We start from the raw sequence: 25,279 nt of genomic DNA, 5'->3' as shown, positions 1-25,279 counted from the left end.
TTTGGACTTCCGATAAAAGTGATTCCTTTAACAATGGAAGTCATGGTTGGGTTAGTAATTGTTTTTAAGATTTTTTGAAAAGTTAAGTCGAAATTTTGAATGAAACTGGTATTAAATTTAACTAAAAAGGTCCAAATTAAAAAGAGAATTAAAAAAAGCGAACCTGTTAAAGTATATTTTTTATTTTGTGACATAGTTATAAAAAAGTCCTTTCTATATTTTAAAACTGTGGAATAGTTTACCATAAATTGCTGCAAAAAACAGAATAAGTTTGCGTTTGCGAAAAAAAATAAAGTGTAATATACTTAATTGCATTAGTGATTAAGTATATAAGTAATAGGAGGGGATCCCCATCGAATTTACCAATGGAAAACCAATTTATCAACAAATTGCGATTCAAATTGAAAATGCGATTTTTACGGGAGTCTATCAAGAAGAAGAACAAATTCCATCCACCACAGAATATTCACAAAAACTTCATATTAATCCAGCTACGGTCTTAAAAGGGATGAATATGCTAGTTAATAAAGGATTATTACAAAAGAAACGTGGTTTAGGAATGTTTGTTAAACAAGGGGCACGTGAACAAATTGTTTTAGAACGGCGTGCTGCATTTTATCAAGATTATTTAGTTCCATTATTAAAAGAAGCAGAATATTTAGAATTAACGCAAGCTGATTTAATTGCGATGTTACAACAAGAAGAAAGAGAGCAAGATGATGTCTAGTTTAGAGTTGAAAAATATTTATAAAAGTTTTCTAAATAAAAATGTATTAGCTGATGTCAATTTAACTTTTCAACCAGAAATGATTTACGGTTTGTTTGGTTGTAATGGTGCCGGTAAAAGTACTTTGTTAAATATTATTGCTAGTCGGATTTTAACAGATGGTGGAGAAGTTTTTTATGATCATCAATCTGTCTGGGAATATGACGATTTAATGGCTAAAATTTATTTAGTTGATAGTAATGATATGTACTATCCAGGAATGAAATTAAGTAAAATTATAGCGGATACAGCCGGTTTTTATGGTGAGTTTGATCAAGAATATGCATTGGAATTAAGTGAAAAATTCGAATTGAATCTTGATCAAAAATATGCCAAATTATCCACTGGGTATAAAACGATTTTTAAATTAATTATGTCTTTATGTGTTCCTGCCGAATATGTTTTATTAGATGAACCAGTTTTAGGTTTGGATTCGCAACATAGAAAGTTATTTTATCAAGAGCTATTGAATACTTATACAAAGAAACCACGGACATTTATTATTGCGACTCATTTAATTGATGAAATTAGTCAAATTATTCAACGTGTTTTGATTATGCAAAATGGAAAAATTGTAGTTAATCAAGAAGTTGAAGAGTTGTTAGCTGAAGCGTACTTAGTTTTAGGTAGTGAAGAAGATTTAGCTCCTTATATTCATGATTTACATGTTATTGGTCATGAAAAATTAGGTAATTTACATGGATATTATATTTTAGGGGAATTGCCAGCAGAATTAACGCAACAAACCACCGTGCAAATTGAAACATTAAGTTTGGATCAAGTTTTTGTACATTTAATTCAAGATGAGGAGGGTGATGCTTATGTTAACAATTAAAGAAAAATATGCTTTTAAGGTGTTAAGTCGGCGTTATTTAAAAATCTTCATGAATGTTTTAATTGGTCTATTAGCCTTTTCAATTGTACGAAGTGCTTTTATGTTATTGTTTTGGGTGAATACTGATGAGCCATTTTCTTTTGGAGGATTTTTCACAGGATTATTTATTCAAGATTATTTTTCGGTGTTAATGTTTGTGTTATTTATATTAACTTTCTTGAATTATCGTGATTTTAAATATTTTATGCAAAATAGTTTATCGCGTAATACGTATTGGAAAGCTAAGACATTAGTTATTTTGGTTTTTGGTTTTTGTTTAGAAGTATTAGATCTTGGTTTTACTGAGATTTCACGATTATTAGGTATTACCAGTTATGATCTGGTTAATGTCTTTCAAAATTTCTATATGACAGGTGTTAAATCAAAAGTTTTATTACAATTAGGATCATTTGGATTTTCTTTATTAATTTTATGGGGATTTTGTTTTATTGGTTTTACGATTGGTGGTTTATTTAGTATGTTGGCGCGAAAAAAACAATTAGTTTTAATTGCTGTCTTCGTGATTATCGGTCTTCAAGCTTTGCTGTTATTACTAGGTTTCTTATTAGATTATGATGGTCGGGTGCAAGATTTTATTTTATTATTTTTAGGCTATTCAGAAAAAGGATCTTGGGATAGTACACTGTTATTAAGTTTCAGTGTTTGTTCTATTTTGGTGAATATGTTATTAAGTCATTATTTTATAACTAAAATACAAGTGAAAAGACGTTAATAATCTCTTTTAATTAGAAAAAAAGATTAGACAAAAAAACACAGCAGAATTATTCTGCTGTGTTTTTTATTATTCGGCTAAGTCGTTTGTTTGCAAGTTGATTTCAGGATCTTCATCTAATTGAGCTTGCAACGCAGCTAGTTCTTTTTGTTTTTCTAAAGCTCGTTGTTGAGCTGCTTTTTTTTGTCGGCGTTTTTCCATTTTTTTATCCCAAGCTAAAAAGCCAAAAGCTAAAATTAAAGAAAGCCAAACTGTTCCAAAAAAATAGTTTGCTACAGCTAATAACATATCAATGTTATCGATATTGTGGTTAGGAACGTAAAAAAAGGAAGCAAACAAAGTTGCTGCAAAGAGGAGCGAAAAGATAATTAAGCTAATCAGCATACTTTTTTTCAGTTTTTTCAAAGTTATCCAATCCTCCTGCGGATGTAATTATTTGTTTTTGTTTATTTATTATAAAAGTAAAGTTACTACTATTACAAGAATAAATCTTCAGAAAAGAGCAAAATTATAAATTGTAGCGAAAAAAGCCATGCTCACCAATTCACATGCGATGATTTTTAAAAATGTTTTTTACATACAAAGGGTGATTTAGCTGCTTTTCATGCATAAATAAGTATGTGCACCAGTTCACTAACTTAAATAATACTTGAAAATGATGTATAATTACTTATTGTAAGCGTTATCAAAGAAGTTGAAGTATAACTTTTAATTTTTGAGGAGGCAGCATTATGGGAAAAATTGATTTTAACAAATTAAATAAAACACCAAAAATTACTAAAGTATCCATTTTAGATCAAGATGGAAAAATTATTGACGATGATTTAATGCCAGATTTAAGTGATGAAGAATTAGTTTCATTATTTAAGAAAATGATTTGGTCTCGAGTTTTAAATGATCGTTCTACAAAATTAAATCGACAAGGTCGTTTAGGTTTCTTTGCGCCAACATTAGGACAAGAAGCAAGCCAAGTTGCATCAGAATTTGCGATGGACAAACAAGATTTCTTGTTACCAGCATATCGGGATGTACCCCAACTTGTTTTACATGGATTACCATTGTCAAAAGCCTTTTTATGGTCAAGAGGTCATATTGAAGGTAATAAATATGCGGAAGATTTAGCCGCTTTACCTCCTCAAATTATTATTGGTGCGCAATATGTTCAGGCAGCCGGCGTAGCTTTAGGCTTGAAGAAAAAAGGGCAAGCTAATGTCGCATATACTTATACAGGTGATGGCGGAACATCACAAGGTGATTTTTATGAAGGAATTAACTTTGCCGGAGCATTTAAAGCCCCAGCGTTGTTCTTTGTACAAAATAATCATTATGCTATTTCTGTTCCGCGTGAAAAACAAACTGCAGCCCAAACCTTAGCTCAAAAAGCAATTGCAGCTGGTATTCCAGGTATTCAAGTTGATGGGATGGATGCTCTAGCCGTTTATGCGGTGACGAAAGCAGCACGTGATTGGGTTGTTGCTGGAAATGGTCCGATTTTAATTGAAACATTAACATATCGTTTAGGGGCTCATACTTTATCTGGTGATGATCCAAAACGTTACCGTTCACAAGAAGAATGGGAAAAATGGAATAAAAAAGATCCATTGAATCGAATGCGTAAATATTTAGAAGACAAAGACCTCTGGAATGAAGAAGAAGAGGATATTTGGGTTAATGAAGTAAATGCGCAAATTGATGAAGCAATTAATGAAGCAGAACAAGTTGAACGTCAAAAAGTGAGTGAATATTTACAACATACTTATGTCGATACACCAGCTAATATTCAAGCTCAAATTGAAAAGTTCCAAGCTAAGGAGGCTGAATAATTATGGCTAAATTAACAATGATTAAAGCAATCACAGCAGCTTTAGATGAAGCGCTTAAAAGTGATGAAAAAGTATTGATTTTTGGGGAAGATGTTGGCCAAAATGGTGGGGTTTTCCGTGCTACAGAAGGTTTACAAGCTAAATATGGTGAAGAAAGAGTATTTGATACACCATTAGCTGAATCAGGAATCGCTGGTTTAGCAACTGGATTAGCTTTCCAAGGTTTTCGTCCTGTTCCAGAAATTCAATTCTTTGGTTTCTTATTTGAAGCAATGGATGAAGTTGCTGGTCAAATTTCGCGTGAACGTTTCCGGATGGGTGGTACACGTAAAATGCCAATTACAATTCGGGCGCCTTTTGGAGGAGGTGTGCATACACCAGAATTGCACTCTGATAGTTTAGAAGGATTAGTTGCACAAACACCTGGTTTGAAAGTAGTTATTCCAAGTGATCCATATGATGCAAAAGGTTTATTGATTTCAGCTATTCAAAGTGATGATCCAGTTGTTTTCTTAGAACATATGAAACTTTATCGGACATTGAAACAAGAAGTACCTGAAGGATCATACACTGTACCACTTGATCAAGCGGCTATCAAACGTGAAGGACAAGATATTAGTATTATTACTTATGGCTATATGGTTCAAGAAAGTTTGAAAGCAGCTCAAGAACTTGAAAAACAAGGTATTAATGTTGAAGTTTTAGATTTACGTAGTGTTTCACCATTAGATGAAGCGGCCATTTTAAAAACAGTCGAAAAAACAGGTCGAGTTGTTTTAGTGCAAGAAGCACAACGTCAAGCAGGGATTAACGCTCAAGTAGCAGCTTTAATTGCTGAAAAAGCTATTCTTAATTTGCAAGCACCAATTGGACGAGTAGATGCTCCAGATACACCATATCCATTTAGTGAAGCAGAAACATTATGGTTACCAAATAAAAAAGATATCGTTGCGAAAGTCCAAGAAATTATGAATTTCTAACGTAAAAGGGGGAGCAAAATGAGTAAATATGAATTTAAATTACCAGATATTGGGGAAGGTATGGCAGAAGGTGTAATCGGTGAATGGTTAGTTCAAGTCGGTGATACCATTGAAAAAGATGCTGATTTAGTTCAAATTGAAAATGATAAATCAGTTGAAGAATTACCTTCACCAGTTGCTGGTAAAATCACAAAAATTATTGTGCCAGCAGGTGAAACAGCAGAAGTTGGAGATGTTTTAGTCGAGTTAGAAGTGGCTCAAAGTGACAGCAATGTGACTGATGAGGCACCAGCTGCAACTGAAACAGTTGAAGTAGTTGCTGAAAAAACAGAACCAGTGAATAAAATCACTCCGGTTAATATTACCCGTGAAACAAGTGAACCAGCTGAATTTATGTTAGAAGCTGAACAAAAATTACCTGTTTTAGCAATGCCAGCAGTGCGCCGCTATGCTCGTGAAAAAGGTGTGGATGTCAGCAAAGTTTCCGGAACAGGAAATCATGGTCAAGTGCTAAAATCTGATATTGATCATTACTTAAGTCAAGGTGATGTTGTATTTGAAGAAGTTGTCAATGAAGTTTCACGTGAAACAACTCCTGTACAACCAGCTGCAACACCAGCGCCCGTCTCCTTACCAACTAATAATAGTGATAGTTGGCCAGAAAGACGTGAAAAAATGTCAGCTGTTCGTAAAGCTACAGCTAAAGCTATGGTGCGTTCAGTAAGCCAAATTCCACATGTTAATTTATTTGATGAAGTTGTAGTTGATAAATTGTGGGATCATCGTAAGAAATATAAAGCAGTGGCTCAAGCTAAAGAAGTTCATCTTACATTTATGCCATATATGGTTAAAGCTTTGGCTATTGTGTTGAAAGAATTTCCAGATTTTAACGCTCAAGTTGATATGGAAAATCAAGAAATCATTTACCGTGATTATATTAATGTTGGTATTGCAACTGATACAGATCATGGCTTGTTTGTTCCAAATGTCAAACATGCTGATCAATTAAGTCTCTTTAATATTGCACGTGCAATTTCTGAAAATACGCAAGCTGCCCGTGATGGTAAATTAGCTGCTAGTTCAATGAAACATACAAGTATGTCAATTACTAATATCGGATCAGTTGGTGGTAGTTACTTTACACCAATTATCAACTGGCCTGAAGTAGCGATTATTGGTATGGGTAAAATCATGGAACAACCAGTTGTGCAAGATGGTGAAATTATTAGTGCGCGTGTCTTGAAATTATCACTTTCATTTGATCATCGAATTATTGATGGTGCAACTGCGCAAAAAGCAATGAATCGTTTGAAAGAATTAATTAGTGATCCCGAATTACTTTTAATGGAAGGATGATAGACAATGGTTGTAGGAGATTTTCCGATTGATTTAGAAACAGTTGTCATTGGTGCTGGACCTGGTGGTTATGTTGCCGCAATTCATGCAGCTGAATTAGGTCAAAAAGTGACTGTAATTGAAAGAGAACATATTGGTGGAGCTTGTTTAAATGTTGGATGTATTCCTTCTAAAGCGTTAATTGAAGCAGCTCACCGTTATCAAAGAACATTAAACTCGCAAAAAATGGGCTTAGAAGTTAAAAAAGCAAAAATCGATTGGGATCAAACACTTTCTTGGAAAGCAGATGTAGTTAATCGTTTAACGAGTGGTGTGGCCGGTTTATTTAAAAAACATAAAATCGATGTTATTTTTGGCGATGCCTTTTTGAAAGATGAAAATAGTTTGCGTGTTATTGATAAAGATGATCAAGCACAAACATATAATTATGAAAACTTGATTATTGCGACAGGTAGTCGTCCGATTGAAATCCCTAATTTTAAATTTAAGGGACGCGTGGTTGATTCAACAGGTGCGTTGAGTCTTCCAAAAATCCCTAAAGAATTAATCGTTGTGGGTGGTGGCTATATTGGTAGTGAATTAGCATCAGCATATGCTAATTTAGGATCACATGTCACTATTTTAGAAGGCGGCGAAAGAATTCTTGGTAATTACGAAAAAGATTTAGTTAAAGTTGTCGAACAACATTTTGAATCTCAAGATGTAGATATTTTTACACATGCGATGGCGCAAAGTGTAGAACAAGATGATGATCAAGTTAAAATTACTGCCATGATTAATGGCGAAGAAAAAACATTAGTTGCTGATTATTGTATTGTGAGTGTTGGACGAACACCAAATACACGTGGTATGGGCTTGGAACAAGCAGGTGTCAAAGTTGATGAAAGACATTTGATTCCAGTTGATGCTCAAGGTCGTACAAATATTCCGAATATTTATGCGATTGGGGATGTTGTAGCTGGTGCAGCGTTAGCTCATAAGGCTAGCTATGAAGGAAAAGTTGCTGCGGAAGCAATTTCTGGAATGCCAACGATTAATGATTATCATGCAATGCCAGCTGTTTGTTATACAGATACATCAATTGCGACAACTGGGTTAACGATGAAAGAAGCACAAGAACAAGGCTTAGTTGTTGAAAAAGCGCAATTCCCATTCGCTGCAAACGGACGTGCCATTACATTAGATGCAACTAATGGATTTACACGATTAGTTTATGTGAAGGAAAGTGGAATTTTAGTTGGGGCACAAATTGTTGGACCGCATGCGAGTGATTTGATTAGTGAATTAACATTAGCTATTGAAACTGGAGCAACAGTTGAAGATGTCGCTTTAACAATCCATCCGCATCCAAGTATTAGTGAAGCAATTGTTGATGCTGCTGATGTTGGATTAGGTTTCCCAACAAATATTTAACGATAGGAGCGAATTAGATGCGTTATTTAATTATGCCCTCGCATGATATTCGAACGAATTTAGCGACGGAACAATATTTAATGAGTAAAGCAGATTTAGACGTTCCTTGTATGTTATTTTATATTGAAAAACCATGTGTGATTGTTGGTCGAAATCAAAATGTTTTAGAAGAAATTGATCAGAAATTTTGTGAAGAAAATCAAGTTACGGTTACACGGCGTCTTTCAGGTGGCGGTACAATGTATCAAGATATGGGAAATTTATGTTTTAGTTTTATTGTACCTGCTGATAAGCAAGAATTTGGTGAATTTGAACAGTTAGTTGATCCTATTATTCAAGGCTTACATGCGATGGGGGCGACTCGTGCGCAAGTTAATGGTCGGAATGATTTGGAAATTGATGGTAAGAAATTTTCCGGCAATGCGATGTACACAAAAAACGGTCGGACTTTTTCACATGGGACATTGATGTTTGATATGGATTTAGATCATGTTCAAAAAGCGTTAACTGTTTCTGCTGATAAGATTGCTTCCAAAGGTATTAAGTCAGTTCGGTCGCGTGTGACGAATGTGAAACCTTATTTAGATGCTAAGTATCAAACTTTAGATACAGTTGAATTTTTACATGCTTTATTACAACAAATCTATCAAGTGGATACATGGGAAGAAGTTACGGAACATGAATTTACTTTGACAGCAGCTGATCAAGTTGCAATTGATCAATTGGTGGCTGAAATATACGGTAATTGGGATTGGGTGTATGGACGTTCGCCTAAGTTTACTATTCAAAAACGCCAACGTTTTCCAGGAGGAACAATTGATGCGCGTTACTTAGTTGACAAAGGTTATTTAAAAGAAGTTAAAATTTATGGTGATTTCTTTGGACAACAACCAGTGACTGATCTTGAGACGGCTTTAATTGGGCAAAAATATACAGCACAAAATATCCAAACAATTTTACAAAGCTTTGATTTGACGCGTTATTTCTTGAAGATACCACCGCAAGATATTGTAAAATTATTAAGTGAATAAATTATGAAAGAAAAGATGCTATTGACAAAAATGGCATCTTTTCTTAATTTGAGAAGAGAACAAATTAAAAGAGGTGAGTAGATGCAATGGCAAGTTAATTGGGAGAAAAAATGTAATGATTATCGACAAATGGCATTTAAATTTGCTGAATTAACACAAGTTATTAAAATTAAAAGTAGTTTAACCGGTGAGAAAATCCGCTTACAATTAACGAATTATTATGGTGTCAGTGATTTAACGTTTCAAACAGTTTTAGTTGCAAAAAATTCAGATTTTCAAGCGGCTCAACGTTTAACTTATCAAGGACAAACAGCCATTACTATTCCTAAAGGTACTTCTCTGTTAACAGATGAAATATCATTTCCTTTAACAAGTGGAGAGGATTTTTATATTTTGATGCAAGCTGAAAAGCCGCAAAGTTATGCTGATGTGAGTTCAACGTTTGCTAGTGAATGGGAGAATGCAGCTTTAGTTCGAAGTTGTCTGAAACATCCTAGTTTAAAAGTTAGTTCACATTTTCGGAAAAATTGGTTTTCTGTTGGTAAAGTATTGATTTTAACGGAACAGCAACCCCAATATGTTAATGTTTGGGGAGATTCATTAATTGAAATGGGATTTATTACTCAAGCTTTACGTAATTTATATTTAAAGCAACAACCTGGCGAAGTTGTTTTGAAAATTAATGGTTTATCGGGGAATCGTTATTTATATGATGCTTTAGGTCGCGGTATTTACCAAACGTTTGGATCGAGTTTAAAAAGTCGTTTTTTAAACTATATGATGGCAACTAAGGAACCAGAAATCAATTTAGTGATGATTGGGACGAATGATCTAGTCTTCCCACCTTCCGTATCGGCTGCCTCTCAGCAAGTTATTTCAGAATATATGTATGTTCAAACTTGTCGAGAATTAAGTCAAAGAGCTCCAGAAACATTATTTACAACGATTTTACCGGTGGCTGCTTATTTAGATAAACCGACTATTCAACCAGAACAAATTCAAACAACGGCAAAATTACGGCAAAAAATTAATCAAGCATTATTAAAAGACCGACAATTAAGGGTTGTTGATATTCAAACTAATGTGAGTGATGTTTCGCAAACAAGTCTATTATCTGTTGCTGATTTTGGTGATCATTTACATGTTTCCCAGCTTGGTGGAGAATTAATTGCACAAACTATTCAACCAGTTTTAACAGAACTTTTAAAACATGCTGCAAAAAATTCGTGCTATACTAAAGCCAAAACAAATTTAGGAAAGAACGGTTAAATAATGACAGATAAACTTTCGATTATTGTCCCTTGTTATTATGAAGAGGAAACAGTCCCTTTGTTTTATCAAGCGGTCGAAAATGTAAAAAAAGATTTAGAAAACATTGAATTAGAATATTGGTTTATTAATGATGGTTCAACTGATGGTACTTTAGCCGCGATTCAAAAATTGCAAGCTGCTGATCCAGAACATGTTCATTATGTTTCTTTTACACGTAATTTCGGCAAAGAAGCGGCGTTATATTGTGGTTTGCAAGAAGCAACTGGTAATTTAGTAACGGTGATGGATGTTGATTTGCAAGATCCGCCTGAAATGTTACCGGAAATGATTAAAACATTAAGAAATTCTGATTATGATTGTGTGGGAACTTATCGTGTTTCTCGTGATGGTGAACCGCGGATTCGTTCGTTTTTCGCACGGATGTTTTATCGCTTAATTAATAAAATTTCGGATACAGAAATTGTGGATGGCGCGCGGGATTATCGTGTTATGACGCGTCCAATGGTTAATGCAATTTTAGAAATGCCTGAATATAATCGCTTTTCGAAAGGGTTATTTAGTTGGGGTGGATTTAAAACTAAATATTTAGAGTATGAAAATCAAGAAAGAGTTGCTGGCGAAACTAGTTGGAGTTTTTGGAGTTTGTTTAAATATTCAATTGACGGAATTGTCAACTTTTCGCAATTTCCCTTAGATATTGCAGCGTTTGTCGGATTTTTCTCAGCTTTGATATCTGGTTTAGCGATTCTTTTTATTGTGATTCGTTATTTTGTAGATGGCGGTGATCCGACAAGTGGTTGGGCTTCTACAGTATGTATTATCTTATTTGTTGGTGGGATTCAGCTCTTTTGTTTAGGTATTGTTGGTAAATATATTGGTAAAATTTTCATGGAAGTGAAAAATCGCCCACTTTATTTAGTCAAAGATAAAAAATAAACTAAAAAGTGATGTTAGATTTAATGACATTGCTTCTCTTTTCATTTATACTAAAAAAGTTAGATTTTAAAAATGAAATTTAGATAAATTAATGAAAACAGAGGAGTATTTATGAAAACAAAATCAAATCGTGTCGTTAAAGGAATTATTTTAGCGGCGATAGCATCTATTATGTGGGGCTGTTCGGGAACAGTTTTACAATTTATTTCCCAAAACCAAGCTATTCCAGCATCTTGGTTTTTATCAACGCGGACATTAGGTTCGGGCGTTATTTTATTAATTATTAGTTTGGTGTTATATCGTGGAAAAACATTTTCACTTTTTAAATCATGGAAAATGATTGGTTGGTTAGTAGCGTATGCTTTATTTGGCTTAATGGCTAACTTATTAACTTTTTATATGGCTATTCAAACTGGTAATGCAGCAGCGGCTACAATTTTACAATATTTAAGTCCGTTATTTATTGTTTTAGGTAGTTTATTCTTTAAAAAAGAACGACCTTTACGCTCTGATTTAATTGCCTTTATTGTTTCATTAGTTGGGATTTTATTATCTTTAACAAAAGGAGATATTTCCCAATTGGCGATTCCAATGGTTTCATTACTATGGGGGATTGGTTCTGGGATTACAGCTGCAGGTTATGTTGTTTTACCGCGTCCAATTGTTAAAGAGCATCCACCGATTGTTGTTTTAGGTTGGGGGATGTTTATCTCGGGTATTTTATTTAATTTACATCAACCAATTTGGGTTAACCCTCCGGTAATTAATGGAACATTAATTGCTTCAATGGCAACGGTCATTATTGTGGGAACAATTTTACCTTTTGGGATTTTATTATATAGTTTGAATTTTGCTCCATCAGATGTTGTAAGTATTATGGATGCTGTGCAACCTGTGACAACATTTGTTTTAAGTGTGATTTTCTTAAGTTTCCATATGAGTTTCTTAGAAATTGTTGGCTCAGTTTTAGTAATTGTCGCTATTTATATTTTACAAAAAGGGCGCCGCACACTTGAAGATGAAACGGAATTATTTATTGAATAAATTAACAAGATTAGTTATCTCGATGGATGATAGCTAATCTTTTTTTGTACCACAAAGTTAAAAGCCGTGCGTCATAGGTTAAATATGCTAAAATGTTAATAACTACAAGAACGGAGGACCCGGAATGGAAAATTTAGTCATTATTGATTTGGGATCGAATTCGGTTCGTTTATCAATTAGTGAAGTATATCCGGATGGTACAATTAAAGAAGTACAACGGCGTAAAATTCAATCACGTTTAGCGGAAGGTATGGGCCAAGATGCTGAAGAAAAAATTTTGCGACCAGCTGCGATTAAAAGAACTTTAGCAGCTTTAGCAGAGTTTAAAGCTGAATATGAACAATATGAAAATATTCAATTAAAAGGAATTGCGACGGCTGCTGTGCGTACAGCGAAAAACAGTAATGATTTCTTGCGTGCGGTCAAAGAGTTAATAGGTATTGAGATTGAAGTGTTATCTGGTGATTCAGAAGCATACTATGATTATTTAGGTGTTGTGAATTTGTTAGGGACACAAGATTGTTTGATTATTGATATGGGCGGCGGAAGTTTTGAATTGATTTTAGTTCGTGACGGCCAAGCTAAAAACTTAGTCAGCATTCCCTATGGAGCTGTGAGTTTAAGTGAGAAATTTAAAGCACAAGATCAAATTACAGCCGGAGATTTATTTAGAATGCAACGTTTTATCCAAGTGCAATTTGATTCGTTGCCTTGGTTAAGAGAAGGCTATGGTTTACCATTGGTCTTATTAGGTGGGGCTAATCGGACGGTCGCGCGTTACGAATTATGTAAACGAAATGCGAAAAAATTAACCGATTTACATGGATTAACTTTAAAAGGTTCCGAGTTCGCGGATATTTATGGTGAATGGTTGGCAATGACATGTCAAGAACGACAACAAGTGTTAAAAGAAGAAGCTGATCGGGCGGATATTATTATTGGGGGATTAACTCCAGTAGTTCAATTAGTTCAAACACTCGCTTTACCAGAAATTGTTTTTTCAGAAAGTGGTGTTCGTGAAGGCGTAATTTTTGAAATGTTAAAAACAGCTGGCTTAAGTCCAGTGGCTTTTAGTCGTTAAATTAGGAAAGCATAGGTCTTTTGATCTATGCTTTTGTAGTATAATTAACAACAAAGCAGGGAAAATAAGGAAGTGAAAAAAATGCAAGGTTTTGAGAAATATTATCAAAAAGATTGGGATGAACGTTTAGCTATTTTAAAAACAGCAACCGAATTAACTGCTGATGAGTTGGAGATATTAAAAACAGCAGAATTAAAACCAGAAATTCGGGAAACTTTAATTGAAAATCAGATTACAGGCTATACTTTACCAGAAGGTTTAGCTTTGAATTACGTGGTGAATGATAAAGAATATTTAGTCCCTATGGTGACAGAAGAACCATCTGTGATTGCAGCTAGTAGTTATGGTGCCAAAATTGTAAAGCAAGCTGGTGGTTTTCAGACAATTCAACAACCACGTCTCATGTTAGGGCAAATTATTTTTGAAGATGTTCGTGATGCCGTGCGTTTAAAAACAACTTTGAAAGCTTATGAAACAGAAATTATTACACTTGCAAACCAAGCTCATCCATCGATTGTGAAACGTGGGGGTGGAGCTCGTTGGATTCGGATTCGAACTTTATCTCAAGATATGTTATCACTTGATTTAGCTGTTGATGTTCAAGAAGCGATGGGTGCCAATATGTTAAATACAATGTTAGAAGCTGTGGCACAATTTTTAAAAACAGAACTTAAAATTAATGTTTTAATGAGTATTTTAAGTAATTATGCGACTGAATGTCTTGTAACGGCGCAGTGTGAAATTCCAGTTGAATTATTGCAAACAGATGCAGTTCCAGGTGAATTAGTAGCACAGAAAATTGTACAGGCTAATCGGGTGGCACAATTAGATCCTTATCGAGCAACAACACATAATAAAGGAATTATGAATGGCATCGATGCAGCTGTCATTGCGAGTGGGAATGATTGGCGAGCTATTGAAAGTGGTGCGCATGCCTATGCTAGTCGTCATGGTCAATATCGCGGCTTAACAAAATGGGATTTAAAAGATAATAAATTATCTGGATCGTTAACTTTACCAATGCCTTTAGGTTTTGTAGGTGGTGCGATTTCAGTTTTACCATTAGCGAAAATCAATCAAAAATTATTACAAATTGAAAATGCGAATGAATTAGCCCAAGTTGTCGTATCTGTAGGATTGGCGCAGAATTTAGCGGCGTTAAAAGCACTGGTGACCGATGGAATTCAAAAAGGTCATATGCAGTTACAATTAAAAACGTTAGCTCATCGTGCGGGGGCAACAGCCCAAGAAACGCCTTATGTTGTGGCACAATTAAGTGCCAATCAGAAACGCGATTTTCAAAGTGCACAAGATATTTTAACTAAGTTACGCAAAGGGGATTTATAAAATGGGAGAACCAAACTTACAAGCAGCAACGCTTGAACTTTTAAACCGGGCACGGCAGTTAAGTCCCACACCGCTGGAAGTTATTTATCGAGATCAAAAAGTGGGGTATATCTTACCTGATCAAGGACAACAGTATTTAAGTGGTGGGGGTTGGTGTTTTGATATTAGTGACTTAACAGCACCTGATTTTACTTTGTCACATCAATTATTAAATTATTTAATGTTGTTAGAAAAACAAGTTCCTCAAATTAGTTTTAATTTAACAACGAACGATTTACAATTAGATGCTAAATTAATGGCAAGTGGCATGGCGTTATATCAAACCGTTTTAAATACTACCATCTATCAACAACAAGCTGATTTAGGTATCTTGACGGAAGAAATTAAAGAAGCTTATTTTAAAGGTGTATTAGCTCAATTACCACCTGAATCAGAACAAGGTAATCAGCTAGCTAGTTTACGTATGGCAACATTATTAGATGCATTGGTCTTTTTTAAAGATGAAGAACCAGCTGTTATGTCTAAATTCCAAGAATTATATCCTCAAGCATTTGAGCAAGCTGAATTAATGTATCAAATGTTACAACAAAAACCAGTTACAACACCAATTCAAATTCGACGTGGTATTGTACGTTTGTATCGGATGTTTGATAAATGTTTACGTGATTTACAATTGCAGCCGCTACGTTTAAGCGAGTTTGTGACTGTTAGTTTAGTATTAACAGAAAATCAAACAATGACAAAAATGAAAAACTTGTTTGAAATTTATCACACAGAATGGCAAGATAATTTACAATTTAAATCCGCATATATTGGTCGTTTAAAAACTGATCAGCAAAATGCTTTTGTAATAAATGCTCCCGAACAAGCAGAACAAGAATATTTTAAAAATTTATATGAGATGCCAGTTGCGGTCTTTTTACGGCAACAAGGTTGTGAATATTTCGTTCGGACCAAAGATTAAGAAAGGGTGTTGAGGATGACAGAATTAAATGATTTAATTCAAGCAGCACATAAAATTGTTTTTCTGACGGGAGCAGGAGTGTCGACTGCTTCGGGAATACCTGATTATCGTTCTAAAAATGGGTTATATTCAGCTGGTAAACAACCAGAGTATTTATTAAGTCATACTTGTTTGGTACGTGAACCAGACGTGTTTTATCAATATGTGACGAATAATTTATATTATCCAGATGCTCAACCGAATGTCATTCATCAGAAAATGGCAGCTTTGGTCAACCAAGGAAAAGCTACGATTATTACCCAAAATATTGATGGTTTACATGTTAAAGCAGGAGCCCAAGAGTCAAAAGTAGTTGAGTTCCATGGGAATTTGTATCATGTTTATTGTCAAAAATGTCATCAAAACGTGCCTTATCAAGAATATTTAAAAGATTTACATCATCAAGGTTGTGGTGGTGAATTACGTTGTGATGTTGTTTTATATGAAGAAGGTATTGATCAAAATAATGTTGAACAATCGATTCAAGCATTACAAAACGCTGATTTAATTGTTATTGTGGGAACTTCATTTGTAGTTTATCCGTTTGCGGGCTTGATTCAATATCGGAATCCGAAAGCAAAAATTGTGGCCGTGAACCGTGAACCAATTAGTTTGCCAGCAGGAAGCTTAATGATTCAAGGTGATGCAGTGCAAGCTTTTGAACAAGTTGATATTTAAGCGGAAAAGTAGAGTTTTTTATTGAAAGTATTATAATAAAAGTGAAATATATCAGAAAAGGTTGATGATTAATATGACACGGACTCGTTTTAATTTAGGTAACTTGATTTTAGGTGTCTTTTTTGTGGGTTTAAGTATTTATTATCTTCGGCAACCAGAAAAAGCACTTGTATTATTTCCTATCTTAGTATGTGTGGGTATTATTTTCAAAGGGCTCTACGAATTGTTTTTGAGTCGTGGTCCAATTACGGGACAACACCATTCGTGGATGTTGTTTTTAGGTGTTTTTGATCTTGTGATCGGGATTGCGAGTTGTGTTTCGACACAATTTGGATTAGCTTTGTTATCGTATTGTTTAGCTTTTTGGATTATTATGACCTCGTTTACTGAAATTAAATTAGCTAGTTTTTATCGTGAATTAGAACGTGGATATTATGGTTTTATTGTAGTTGTTAATATTTTAATGATGATTTGTGGTGTGATTTTATTATTTTACCCAATTATTTCTTTAACGATGATTTATATAATGATTATTACGATTTTAATGACAATCGGGATTGTTAAAATTATTCAAGCATTTTAAAAGTTAAAAGTGAAGCAAGCTGAATGTTTAAGATCAGCTTGCTTTTTTCATTGGGGATTCCTCTGAAAAGAACCAGATAAAACCTAAAAAGCCAAGTTAAACTATGCTATAATTAAAAAATAATTACTAAAAATCGCTAAAAAATTAAAAAATCAAACAAATAACTATTAAGCGTTCAGAAAGGATTTTTTCAGATGGCAGAAAAACCAACATTTTATATTACAACGCCGATTTATTATCCATCCGGTAAATTACATATCGGTAATTCATATACAACAATCGCATGTGATGTTTTAGCACGTTACAAACGTCTTCAAAACTTCGATGTTTTCTTCTTAACAGGAACAGATGAACACGGTTTGAAGATTGAACAAAAAGCACAAGAATTAGGTATTTCACCTAAAGAATACGTTGATCAAATGGCTGTGCAAATTCAAGAATTATGGAAAACATTAGAAATTACCAACGATAAATTTATTCGTACAACAGATGAATATCATGAAGCAGCAATTCAAAAGATTTTCACACAATTGTTAGAAAAAGGTGATATTTATTTAGGTAAATATGAAGGCTGGTATTCAGTTTCTGATGAAGAATACTTTACAGAATCACAATTGGCGGAAGTTTATCGTGATGCTGACGGTAAAATGATCGGCGGGAAAGCACCATCTGGTCATGAAGTGCAATTAGTCGAAGAAGATTGCTATTTCTTCAAGATGAGTAAATATGCTGATCGTTTAGTTGAATATTATGAATCACATCCTGAATTTATTATTCCGCAAAAACGTAAAAATGAAATGTTGAATAATTTCATTAAACCAGGTTTAGAAGATTTAGCCATGACAAGAACAAGTTTTTCATGGGGAATCCAAGTTCCTAATGATCCAAAACACGTTGTTTATGTGTGGATCGATGCTTTATGCAACTATATTACAGCATTAGGTTATGGATCTGATGATGATAGTTTATTCCAAAAATTCTGGCCAGCTAATATTCAAATGGTTGGTAAAGAAATTGTTCGTTTCCATACAATCTATTGGCCAATTATTTTAATGGCTTTAGATTTACCATTACCTGAACATGTGATTGGTCATGGTTGGTTATTGATGAAAGACGGTAAAATGTCTAAATCTAAAGGAAATGTTGTCTATCCAGAAATGTTAGTTGAACGTTATGGCCTTGATGCGTTACGTTATTACTTAATGCGTGCTGTTCCATTTGGAAATGATGGTGTCTTTACACCTGAAGATTTCGTTGAAAAAATTAACTTTGATTTAGCGAATGATTTAGGTAACTTATTAAACCGGACAATTGCGATGGTGAATAAATATCGTGATGGCCAAGTACCAACATTACAAAGTGGAGTGACAGAATTTGATGCAGCATTAGAAACAGTGGCCAAAGAAACTGTTGCAACATTCCAAGCTGAAATGGAAAGTGTTCATTTCTCCAACGCTTTAGATGCTGTTTGGCAATTAGTTGCGCGCTCTAATAAATATATTGATGAAACACAACCATGGGTCTTAATTAAAGACGAAACAAAACAAGCTGAATTAGATAGTGTCTTAGCACACTTAGTCGCAAGTTTACGTGTAGTTGCGTTATTAATTCAACCAGTTATGACACATGCACCAAAAGAAATGTTTGCACAATTAGGTTTAGCTGAAGCTGATTTACAAACAGCTGATGTTAACTATCTTGATTTACCAGCAGGTATTCAAGTGGTTGCTAAAGGAACACCAATTTTCCCACGTTTAGATGTCAAAGAAGAAGTTGAATATATTCAATCTAAAATGACAAAAGGTGGCAAAGCTAAAGGGCGTAAAGCTTTAGAAGAACAAGCTCAAGATAGTTTTGATCCCACAACATCAACTTTAAACTTAACTAAAGATGAGATTAAATTTGATGCATTTGATCGTGTTGAAATGAAAGTTGCCGAAATTAAAGCAGTTGGCAAAGTTAAAGGTGCCGATCGTTTATTGAAATTCCGTTTAGATGCTGGTGACGAAGGTGATCGTCAAATTTTATCCGGGATTGCCGAATTCTATCCAAATCCGGAAGAATTAGTAGGTAAAAAAGTGATTGCCGTGACTAACTTACAACCACGTAAAATTCGTGGAGAATTAAGTCAAGGGATGTTATTATCAGCAGAATATGATGATGGTAAGAAACTTGAATTGGTTACAGTTTCACAAACAATGCCAAATGGTTCCATTATTGGATAATTAAATTAACAAAAGAGGTTGTTTCAGTTATGAATCGACCTCTTTTTTGCCAAAAATAAAAAGGAGAGTAGCATGGAAATTTTTGATTCGCATACGCATATTAATGCGAGTGTTTTTCAGGATGATTTACCTGATGTTATTCAACGAGCAAAAGCTTTAGATGTGACTCAAATGTTAGTTATTGGTTATGATGCACCAAGTCGTCAACGTCTTCAGGCTTTGATTGAGCAATATCCTAATTTATACGGTGCAGTTGGTTGTCATCCGGAAGATGCATTGAATTATTCATCCGAATTAGAACAGGAATTACGTCAAATTTTACAACAAAAACAATATGTGGCCGTAGGAGAAATTGGATTAGATTATTACTATGATGTAGATCATCAAGTGCAACATGCAGTTTTTGAACGACAAATTGCTTTAGCTCAAGAGTTGAAAATGCCAATTAGTGTGCATAATCGGGATGCTTTTGCTGATACGTATGCTATTTTAAAGAATATGAAGATTGGTCAATATGGCGGTATTATGCATAGTTTTAATGGTGATGCAGCTTGGGCTGAGAAGTTTTTAGATTTAGGCATGGAATTGTCTTATAGTGGAGTGGTTACATTCCATAATGCCCAAGATGTACAAGCCGCTGCATTAGCTACACCGCTAGAACATTTATTAGTTGAAACCGATGCTCCTTATTTAGCACCGATGCCATTTCGTGGTGAGAAAAACGAACCCGGCTTAACGCGGTATACTTTAGAATATTTAGCTGAGTTAAAAGGTGTGAGTGCAGAAGAATTAGCCGCTATTACAAAAAGAAATACAGAAAGAGTTTTACAAATCGATGGAAAATAAAATGAAAATCCAAGAAGTTATTGTTGTTGAAGGAAAAGATGATACCAAACGGATTAAAATGGCAGTGAATGCCGATACAATTGAAACTAGAGGATCGGCTATTAGTGATGAGACCTTAGCTCAAATTGAAGAATTACACGACAAACGGGGTGTAATTGTCTTTACTGATCCTGATTTTTCTGGTGAAAAGATCCGTAAAATTATTGCGCAAGCTGTTCCAGGTGTTAAGCATGCCTTTTTGACTAAAGCACAAGCGGCACCGAACGCTAAAGGGAGTTTAGGTGTAGAACATGCTAGTGTAGAAGCTATTCAAGCAGCTTTAAGTCATCTATATACAGAAGCGCCCGAAGAAGAAGCATTAATTACGAAAGAAGATTTGCAAATTGCAGGTTTAACTATGGGTAAAAATGCTAAACAAAAACGTGCTTTGTTAGGTGAAATTTTACAAATTGGCTATACAAATGGTAAACAATTGTATAAAAGATTGAAATTATTTCAAATTACTCCTGAGGAATTTAAAAAGGCTTTAGATGAAGTTAATTCTAAAGAAGAATTTAAATAAATAAACTTTATAAAAAAGCCTTAGAAGCTAAAGCTTCTAAGGCTTTTTGTTTGCTTTTTTATATCATAAGATGGTTAACTTATAAGGGATATATTATATTTTCTAATCGCCAAATTACATAAAGCATATGAGAAAAAGAATCTAAAGGAGAGCATATAAATATGAATAAAAAAACTGCAATTACAACAACAGCTTTAGCAGGGGCTGCATTAGTGACAGGGAGCCATTTGATTGCTGCTGATCAAGTCCAACCAAAGGCACCAAATCAACCAGCTCAATCACAAAAAACAACTGTACCAACAACAATGGAACAAGCTCAAACAGCAGTTAACCAAACACAAGCTGCATTTAAGACAGCTGAACAAGATCAAAAGAATGCTCAAAATGCTCATCAAAAAGCAGATTCTGAATTAAAAACAAGTGAACAACAATTAACGCAAAAACAAAAAGATTTACAAGCGGCTAAAGAAGCTGAACAAAAAGCCCAAGAATTGAAAAAAGAAGCAACACCTGAAAAGATTGCTGCGACAGAAGCTGAAATTGCAGCTCAAGAAAAAGTTGTGGCGCAAGCTAAAGAGCAAACAAAACAACCAAAAGCAGATCATGCACAAGCTCAAAAAGATTTACAAGCAGCTAAAGAAGCTTTAGCTACACAAAAACAAAAAGTTCAAGCGGCCCAAGCTGCTACAGAAAAAACACAAGCAGCTATTGATGCTTTGAATTTACCAGGTTTAGAAAAAGATTTACAAACAGCTACAGCGCAACAAAAAGCCCAAGAACAAGCTTTGGCAACAGCTAAAGATAATGCCACACAGGCAGCTAAAAAACAAAAATTAATGCAAGAAGAACTTGGTCGTGCTCAAGATGATTTACGTGCAACAGGTTTGCAAGTAACGCAAGCTCAAGCTAATGTGGATAGTGCGCAAGTAGCTGTGACAGCTCAAGAAAAAGTTGTGAAAGCAGCGCAAGCTAAATTAGACCAAGCAAAAGCTGAAGAACAAGCAGCCCAAGCAGCAGCTGGCACAACAATTCCTGAGGCGCAAAAAGCTTTAGATCAAGCTCAAGCCGATTTAGTTAAAAAACAAACAGCTTTAGCAACGGCTAAAAATAAAGCAACGCAAGCTGTAGCTGATAAGAAGGCTGCTGATCAAGCTGTTAAAACAGCTCAAGATCAAGTAACAACAACAACACAAGCTGCCCAACAAGCTCAACAAGATTATCAAGCTGTTGAAAAAGATCTTAAAGCAGCTCAAGGTAAATTACAAACAGCTCAAGATCAAGTGAAAAAAGCCCAAGCAGCCTTAGATGCTGTGAGTCAAGGTGCAGTTCAAAATGAAATTAAATTACCAGCTGAATATATTAAATTAATTAAAGAATATGGTGGTAATAAATCTGCAACGATTAGTAACCAGTTAACCAAAATTGGTTCAGCTCACTTTAACCAAAAAATAGCAATTAGTAATAGTGAAATTGTATTCCAAGATGGTTATAAAGCAACTGAAGCTGATAAGAATACAAAGATTAAAGATATTCACAATTTAGATCAAAAAACACGTGAAGAAATTACAGTCTTTACAATGAATGTGTTAAATAATATGCGTCGTCAATGTGGTTTAACTGATATGTTAAAAGCAACTACTGGATCAGTAGCTTACTCAAAAGCAATTTCTGATATGTATAATTCTGATGATTATGATATGGATGCATATGAAGGTCATGATATCACTGCTATCGAAGAAGTTTCTAAAGAGTTTGGTGTTAGTTCTTATGCTGAAAATGCAGGATCTACAGTCTTTAGACAACTTAAATTAACAAGTACGAATTTAGCAAATATTAAAGCAAGTATTTTCCATGCTTTAGCAGGGATGACTTTTGCTGATGCTCATTCTAATTGGGGGCACGCATTAACAAATCTTTTTGTGAAAGATGCTCAAGGTATGCCAGTTCAACAATATGTAGGTGTTGCCATTGATAAATTCGGTTGGATTCACTTTAATTTTGCGACATTCCCTGATATGAATAATTTGAATAACCCAGGTGCACCAGCTACAGGAATGACGAGTTATGCAGCTGCACCAAGTATTCCGGGAACACGTGAATTAGGTACTAATCCAAATCCTGGTGGAAAAGATGCAACTGAATTAAAAGCAGCTCTTGAAAAAGCAAAACAAGCTCAAGCAGCTCTTGAAAAACAAGTGAATACTTTACAAACTCAAGCACAAACAAGTAAAAATAAAGCTGATCAAGCAGCCCAAGCACAACAAGCTGCAGAACAAGACTTACAAACAAAACAAGCCCAAGCAACTCAAGCGCAAAAAGATCAAACTCAAGCTCAAGCTAATGTGGATAGTGCGCAAACAGCTGTGGATGAAGCGCAAAAAGTTAAAGATCAAGCAGAAAAAACTTTAAATAATGTGAAAAAAGATGCACCTGGTAAAGCAGCTGCTTTAGCTGCAGCCCAACAAAAAGTTAAAGATGCTCAAGCTGAATTACAAGCAGCCCAAGCAGATGCTCAACAAAAACAAGATATCTTAAAACAAGACAAAATAGATTTACAACAAGCGCAAGCAGACGTACAAAAAGCACAACAACGTATGACTGATGTGCAACAACAATTACAACAAGCTCAAAGTGCAGCTCAACAAGCAACAGATCAAGTTCAAAAAGTTCAAAAACAAGTAGATGAAGCAAGAAACAAACAAGTAGCGGCCCAACAAGCTGTCGATGATGCGAAACAACAAAAACAAAAACTTGAACAACAATTACAACAAGAACAACAAACATTAACAGCAGAACAACAAACACAACAACAAGATCAACAAAAAGTTGATGATGCAACTCAAAAAGAAGAACAAACAGCACAGGCTGCAACTCAAGCTCAAACTCATTTGCAAGAAGAAGAAACAACTTTAGCAGCAATGCAATTAAGAGTGAAAAACTTGAAAAATGCTGATAAAATTTTGAAACAAGCTCAAGATGATGTGAAAGCTAAAGAACAAGCTGTTCAAGATGCCAAAGAAGATGTTAAACAAAAACAAGCCGCAGCTCAAACAACACAAAAAGCTCTTGATGAAGCTAATGAAAAATTAGATGCCGCTAAAAAAGCACTTGCAGTGGCTAGAGAACATTTAAAAGCTTTCCAAAAACGTCAAGCAATGAATGATGCGTTAAATAAAGTTGATCAAAAAGGTAAAACATTACCAAAAACAGGTGAAGTTCAGACACCAGCTAAAGCCGGTTGGGGAGTAGCTTTATTAAGTTTATTTGGATTAACAACATTATTTGGAACACGTAAAAAACGTCAAGATAGCTAAGATTTAAAATGAAAGACTTACATGGTAGGAATATCATGTAAGTCTTTTTTGTGATAAAATCAAAACAAAGCGCTAATTTTCAGAGCGGATTGGAAGAATTAAGGAGAATAAGATGAACAAACCAGAAATTGGATCACCAACAAGAACGCGGGCGATCATGGAAACATATGGCCTGGCTTTTAAAAAGAGTTTAGGACAAAATTTTTTAACAGATTTAAATATTTTAAAGAAAATCGTGGCAGCTGCTGATGTTACGAAAGACGATAACGTTTTAGAAATTGGACCTGGGATTGGGGCTTTAACAGAACAAATTGCCTTAAATGCTAATCAAGTTTTAGCGTTAGAAATTGATCAACGTTTATTACCAGTACTTGATGAAACATTAGCTGATTATTCTAATGTTAAAGTGGTTCATCAAGATGTTTTAAAAGCTGATTTGAATAAATTGTTAGCTGATAATTTTTCAGAACAAAAGAATTTAAAATTGGTTGCGAATTTACCATATTACATTACTACACCAATTATTATGCATTTATTAGCTGAAAAAATTGATGTTGAATTAATGGCTGTCATGATGCAAAAGGAAGTGGCTGATCGTTTAACAGCGCAACCAGGGTCGAAATCATATGGGTCCTTAGCAGTTGCCGTTCAATATGAAATGGACACGGAAATCGCGTTTATTGTGCCTAAAACAGCCTTTGTACCGCAACCACAAGTTGATTCATGTATTGTTGTATTACGTAAGAAAAAACATAAAACTTTAGTAGCACAAGATGAAGATTATTTCCAAAGAATGATTAAAGGGATTTTCATGCATCGTCGTAAAAGTTTATGGAATAACTTATTAAGTATGTATGGTAAAAAGCCTGAAACAAAAGAAAAATTAACAGCGGCTTTAGCTCAAGCAGAGATTGAACCAGGTGTTCGTGCTGAAAAATTAAGCATTGCTAAATTGATCGATTTATCGGATGCTTTAATGGCAGAAAATTTATAAAAACAGTAAAAAAAGATTGAACAGAGTCCTTTGTTTATGGTATAATTGCTATTTTTTCGTAAGTATGTTATACTTTTCTTTATAGAAGAGGTGAAAGTAAATGCCCGGAACATTAGCAAAAATTAAAAGAGAACTTGATGATTGCATTGGTGAACCATTAACAGTAACATCACAAGCAAGTCGTAAAAAAGTTACAACTCGTCGTGGAATATTACGTGAAACTTTCCCAGCTGTTTTCATTGTTGAACTCAATGAAGATGAAAATGCGATTGATAGAGTTTCATATAGTTATACTGATGTTTTAACTAAGAGCATTGAACTAAGTTTCGATAAAGATGAGTCTTTATAAACTATGCCAAAGCAATAAATAAGAAAAACAGAGTCTTGTAAATTATTTATAGGGCTTTTTTCTTTGCCA

23 protein-coding genes are annotated in these 25,279 nt (G+C 34.5%); 22 read left to right on the top strand and 1 reads right to left on the bottom strand.

Annotated elements, in window-relative coordinates; translation table 11 throughout:
• Window positions 1-346: 346 nt before the first annotated feature.
• Genes G540_RS0100660 through G540_RS0100650 form a run of 3 tightly spaced genes read left to right on the top strand, consistent with a single transcriptional unit; the run spans window position 347 to window position 2,373 of the window.
• Window positions 347-727, top strand: coding sequence for a GntR family transcriptional regulator (locus G540_RS0100660; RefSeq protein WP_027106419.1), 381 nt, complete (start codon window positions 347-349; stop codon window positions 725-727).
• Window positions 720-1,601, top strand: coding sequence for an ATP-binding cassette domain-containing protein (locus G540_RS0100655; RefSeq protein ID WP_027106418.1), 882 nt, complete (start codon window positions 720-722; stop codon window positions 1,599-1,601). Before G540_RS0100660 ends, G540_RS0100655 begins: the two co-directional genes overlap by 8 nt.
• Window positions 1,588-2,373: a hypothetical protein gene (locus tag G540_RS0100650; protein WP_027106417.1), complete on the top strand. Its 786-nt coding sequence runs from the start codon at window positions 1,588-1,590 to the stop codon at window positions 2,371-2,373. Before G540_RS0100655 ends, G540_RS0100650 begins: the two co-directional genes overlap by 14 nt.
• A gap of 69 nt (window positions 2,374-2,442) precedes the next feature.
• Here G540_RS0100650 and G540_RS0100645 read toward each other — a convergent pair whose 3' ends face one another.
• A complete protein-coding gene (locus tag G540_RS0100645) occupies window positions 2,443-2,757 on the bottom strand; it encodes a hypothetical protein (protein WP_162139321.1) in 315 nt (104 codons plus the stop codon).
• 347 nt (window positions 2,758-3,104) lie between these two features.
• On the opposite strand from G540_RS0100645, the gene pdhA reads away from it, so the two are divergent.
• The 19 genes from pdhA (at window position 3,105) to G540_RS0100550 (ending at window position 25,210) form a co-directional block, all read left to right on the top strand.
• The gene (gene pdhA / locus G540_RS0100640) at window positions 3,105-4,196 is read left to right on the top strand and encodes a pyruvate dehydrogenase (acetyl-transferring) E1 component subunit alpha (protein ID WP_027106415.1); all 1,092 of its coding nucleotides are present in this window, start codon (window positions 3,105-3,107) and stop codon (window positions 4,194-4,196) included.
• 2 nt (window positions 4,197-4,198) lie between these two features.
• A complete protein-coding gene (locus G540_RS0100635) occupies window positions 4,199-5,176 on the top strand; it encodes an alpha-ketoacid dehydrogenase subunit beta (RefSeq protein WP_027106414.1) in 978 nt (325 codons plus the stop codon).
• A gap of 18 nt (window positions 5,177-5,194) precedes the next feature.
• The gene (locus G540_RS0100630; protein ID WP_027106413.1) at window positions 5,195-6,532 is read left to right on the top strand and encodes a 2-oxo acid dehydrogenase subunit E2; all 1,338 of its coding nucleotides are present in this window, start codon (window positions 5,195-5,197) and stop codon (window positions 6,530-6,532) included.
• Window positions 6,533-6,538: 6 nt separating this feature from the next.
• Window positions 6,539-7,945: a dihydrolipoyl dehydrogenase gene (gene lpdA, locus G540_RS0100625; RefSeq protein ID WP_027106412.1), complete on the top strand. Its 1,407-nt coding sequence runs from the start codon at window positions 6,539-6,541 to the stop codon at window positions 7,943-7,945.
• Window positions 7,946-7,962: 17 nt separating this feature from the next.
• Window positions 7,963-8,976, top strand: coding sequence for a lipoate--protein ligase (lplA, locus tag G540_RS0100620; protein ID WP_027106411.1), 1,014 nt, complete (start codon window positions 7,963-7,965; stop codon window positions 8,974-8,976).
• Between the two features lie 81 nt (window positions 8,977-9,057).
• A complete protein-coding gene (locus tag G540_RS0100615) occupies window positions 9,058-10,245 on the top strand; it encodes an SGNH/GDSL hydrolase family protein (RefSeq protein ID WP_027106410.1) in 1,188 nt (395 codons plus the stop codon).
• 3 nt (window positions 10,246-10,248) lie between these two features.
• Window positions 10,249-11,184, top strand: a complete 936-nt coding sequence (locus tag G540_RS0100610; RefSeq protein ID WP_027106409.1) for a glycosyltransferase family 2 protein — start codon at window positions 10,249-10,251, stop codon at window positions 11,182-11,184.
• 111 nt (window positions 11,185-11,295) lie between these two features.
• On the top strand, window positions 11,296-12,228 hold the full coding sequence (locus tag G540_RS0100605; protein WP_027106408.1) for a DMT family transporter: 933 nt from the start codon (window positions 11,296-11,298) through the stop codon (window positions 12,226-12,228).
• A gap of 124 nt (window positions 12,229-12,352) precedes the next feature.
• Window positions 12,353-13,309, top strand: coding sequence for a Ppx/GppA family phosphatase (locus G540_RS06780; protein WP_051188899.1), 957 nt, complete (start codon window positions 12,353-12,355; stop codon window positions 13,307-13,309).
• Window positions 13,310-13,390: 81 nt separating this feature from the next.
• Window positions 13,391-14,656, top strand: a complete 1,266-nt coding sequence (locus G540_RS0100595; protein WP_027106407.1) for a hydroxymethylglutaryl-CoA reductase, degradative — start codon at window positions 13,391-13,393, stop codon at window positions 14,654-14,656.
• Window position 14,657: 1 nt separating this feature from the next.
• Window positions 14,658-15,620: a hypothetical protein gene (locus tag G540_RS0100590; RefSeq protein WP_027106406.1), complete on the top strand. Its 963-nt coding sequence runs from the start codon at window positions 14,658-14,660 to the stop codon at window positions 15,618-15,620.
• A 15-nt stretch (window positions 15,621-15,635) separates the two neighbouring features.
• Window positions 15,636-16,337, top strand: coding sequence for an NAD-dependent protein deacylase (locus G540_RS0100585; RefSeq protein WP_027106405.1), 702 nt, complete (start codon window positions 15,636-15,638; stop codon window positions 16,335-16,337).
• A gap of 64 nt (window positions 16,338-16,401) precedes the next feature.
• The gene (locus G540_RS0100580; protein ID WP_081653508.1) at window positions 16,402-16,920 is read left to right on the top strand and encodes a DUF308 domain-containing protein; all 519 of its coding nucleotides are present in this window, start codon (window positions 16,402-16,404) and stop codon (window positions 16,918-16,920) included.
• Between the two features lie 194 nt (window positions 16,921-17,114).
• Window positions 17,115-19,145, top strand: a complete 2,031-nt coding sequence (metG, locus tag G540_RS0100575) for a methionine--tRNA ligase (RefSeq protein ID WP_027106403.1) — start codon at window positions 17,115-17,117, stop codon at window positions 19,143-19,145.
• A gap of 72 nt (window positions 19,146-19,217) precedes the next feature.
• Entirely contained in the window at window positions 19,218-19,991 is a 774-nt protein-coding gene (locus G540_RS0100570; protein ID WP_027106402.1) for a TatD family hydrolase, read from the top strand.
• Window position 19,992: 1 nt separating this feature from the next.
• On the top strand, window positions 19,993-20,553 hold the full coding sequence (rnmV, locus tag G540_RS0100565; protein WP_027106401.1) for a ribonuclease M5: 561 nt from the start codon (window positions 19,993-19,995) through the stop codon (window positions 20,551-20,553).
• A 161-nt stretch (window positions 20,554-20,714) separates the two neighbouring features.
• Window positions 20,715-23,867, top strand: a complete 3,153-nt coding sequence (locus tag G540_RS06775; protein ID WP_035463432.1) for an SEC10/PgrA surface exclusion domain-containing protein — start codon at window positions 20,715-20,717, stop codon at window positions 23,865-23,867.
• Window positions 23,868-23,979: 112 nt separating this feature from the next.
• Window positions 23,980-24,861: a 16S rRNA (adenine(1518)-N(6)/adenine(1519)-N(6))-dimethyltransferase RsmA gene (rsmA, locus tag G540_RS0100555; RefSeq protein WP_027106400.1), complete on the top strand. Its 882-nt coding sequence runs from the start codon at window positions 23,980-23,982 to the stop codon at window positions 24,859-24,861.
• Between the two features lie 100 nt (window positions 24,862-24,961).
• A complete protein-coding gene (locus G540_RS0100550; RefSeq protein WP_027106399.1) occupies window positions 24,962-25,210 on the top strand; it encodes a Veg family protein in 249 nt (82 codons plus the stop codon).
• Window positions 25,211-25,279: the final 69 nt, after the last annotated feature.

This window comes from Ligilactobacillus ceti DSM 22408, from assembly GCF_000423245.1.
Lineage (GTDB): Bacteria > Bacillota > Bacilli > Lactobacillales > Lactobacillaceae > Ligilactobacillus > Ligilactobacillus ceti.
The sequence above is the reverse complement of the archived record's forward strand: the minus strand, read 5'-3'. Positions and strand labels throughout refer to the sequence as shown.

Coding starts and splice junctions, on each gene's coding strand:
- G540_RS0100655 (WP_027106418.1), top strand. CDS start 720: ATGTCTAGTTTAGAGTTGAAAAATATTTATAAAAGTTTTCTAAATAAA.
- G540_RS0100650 (WP_027106417.1), top strand. CDS start 1,588: ATGTTAACAATTAAAGAAAAATATGCTTTTAAGGTGTTAAGTCGGCGT.
- G540_RS0100645 (WP_162139321.1), bottom strand. CDS start 2,757: ATGCTGATTAGCTTAATTATCTTTTCGCTCCTCTTTGCAGCAACTTTG.
- pdhA (WP_027106415.1), top strand. CDS start 3,105: ATGGGAAAAATTGATTTTAACAAATTAAATAAAACACCAAAAATTACT.
- G540_RS0100635 (WP_027106414.1), top strand. CDS start 4,199: ATGGCTAAATTAACAATGATTAAAGCAATCACAGCAGCTTTAGATGAA.
- G540_RS0100630 (WP_027106413.1), top strand. CDS start 5,195: ATGAGTAAATATGAATTTAAATTACCAGATATTGGGGAAGGTATGGCA.
- lpdA (WP_027106412.1), top strand. CDS start 6,539: ATGGTTGTAGGAGATTTTCCGATTGATTTAGAAACAGTTGTCATTGGT.
- lplA (WP_027106411.1), top strand. CDS start 7,963: ATGCGTTATTTAATTATGCCCTCGCATGATATTCGAACGAATTTAGCG.
- G540_RS0100615 (WP_027106410.1), top strand. CDS start 9,058: ATGCAATGGCAAGTTAATTGGGAGAAAAAATGTAATGATTATCGACAA.
- G540_RS0100610 (WP_027106409.1), top strand. CDS start 10,249: ATGACAGATAAACTTTCGATTATTGTCCCTTGTTATTATGAAGAGGAA.
- G540_RS0100605 (WP_027106408.1), top strand. CDS start 11,296: ATGAAAACAAAATCAAATCGTGTCGTTAAAGGAATTATTTTAGCGGCG.
- G540_RS06780 (WP_051188899.1), top strand. CDS start 12,353: ATGGAAAATTTAGTCATTATTGATTTGGGATCGAATTCGGTTCGTTTA.
- G540_RS0100595 (WP_027106407.1), top strand. CDS start 13,391: ATGCAAGGTTTTGAGAAATATTATCAAAAAGATTGGGATGAACGTTTA.
- G540_RS0100590 (WP_027106406.1), top strand. CDS start 14,658: ATGGGAGAACCAAACTTACAAGCAGCAACGCTTGAACTTTTAAACCGG.
- G540_RS0100585 (WP_027106405.1), top strand. CDS start 15,636: ATGACAGAATTAAATGATTTAATTCAAGCAGCACATAAAATTGTTTTT.
- G540_RS0100580 (WP_081653508.1), top strand. CDS start 16,402: ATGATTAATATGACACGGACTCGTTTTAATTTAGGTAACTTGATTTTA.
- metG (WP_027106403.1), top strand. CDS start 17,115: ATGGCAGAAAAACCAACATTTTATATTACAACGCCGATTTATTATCCA.
- G540_RS0100570 (WP_027106402.1), top strand. CDS start 19,218: ATGGAAATTTTTGATTCGCATACGCATATTAATGCGAGTGTTTTTCAG.
- rnmV (WP_027106401.1), top strand. CDS start 19,993: ATGAAAATCCAAGAAGTTATTGTTGTTGAAGGAAAAGATGATACCAAA.
- G540_RS06775 (WP_035463432.1), top strand. CDS start 20,715: ATGAATAAAAAAACTGCAATTACAACAACAGCTTTAGCAGGGGCTGCA.
- rsmA (WP_027106400.1), top strand. CDS start 23,980: ATGAACAAACCAGAAATTGGATCACCAACAAGAACGCGGGCGATCATG.
- G540_RS0100550 (WP_027106399.1), top strand. CDS start 24,962: ATGCCCGGAACATTAGCAAAAATTAAAAGAGAACTTGATGATTGCATT.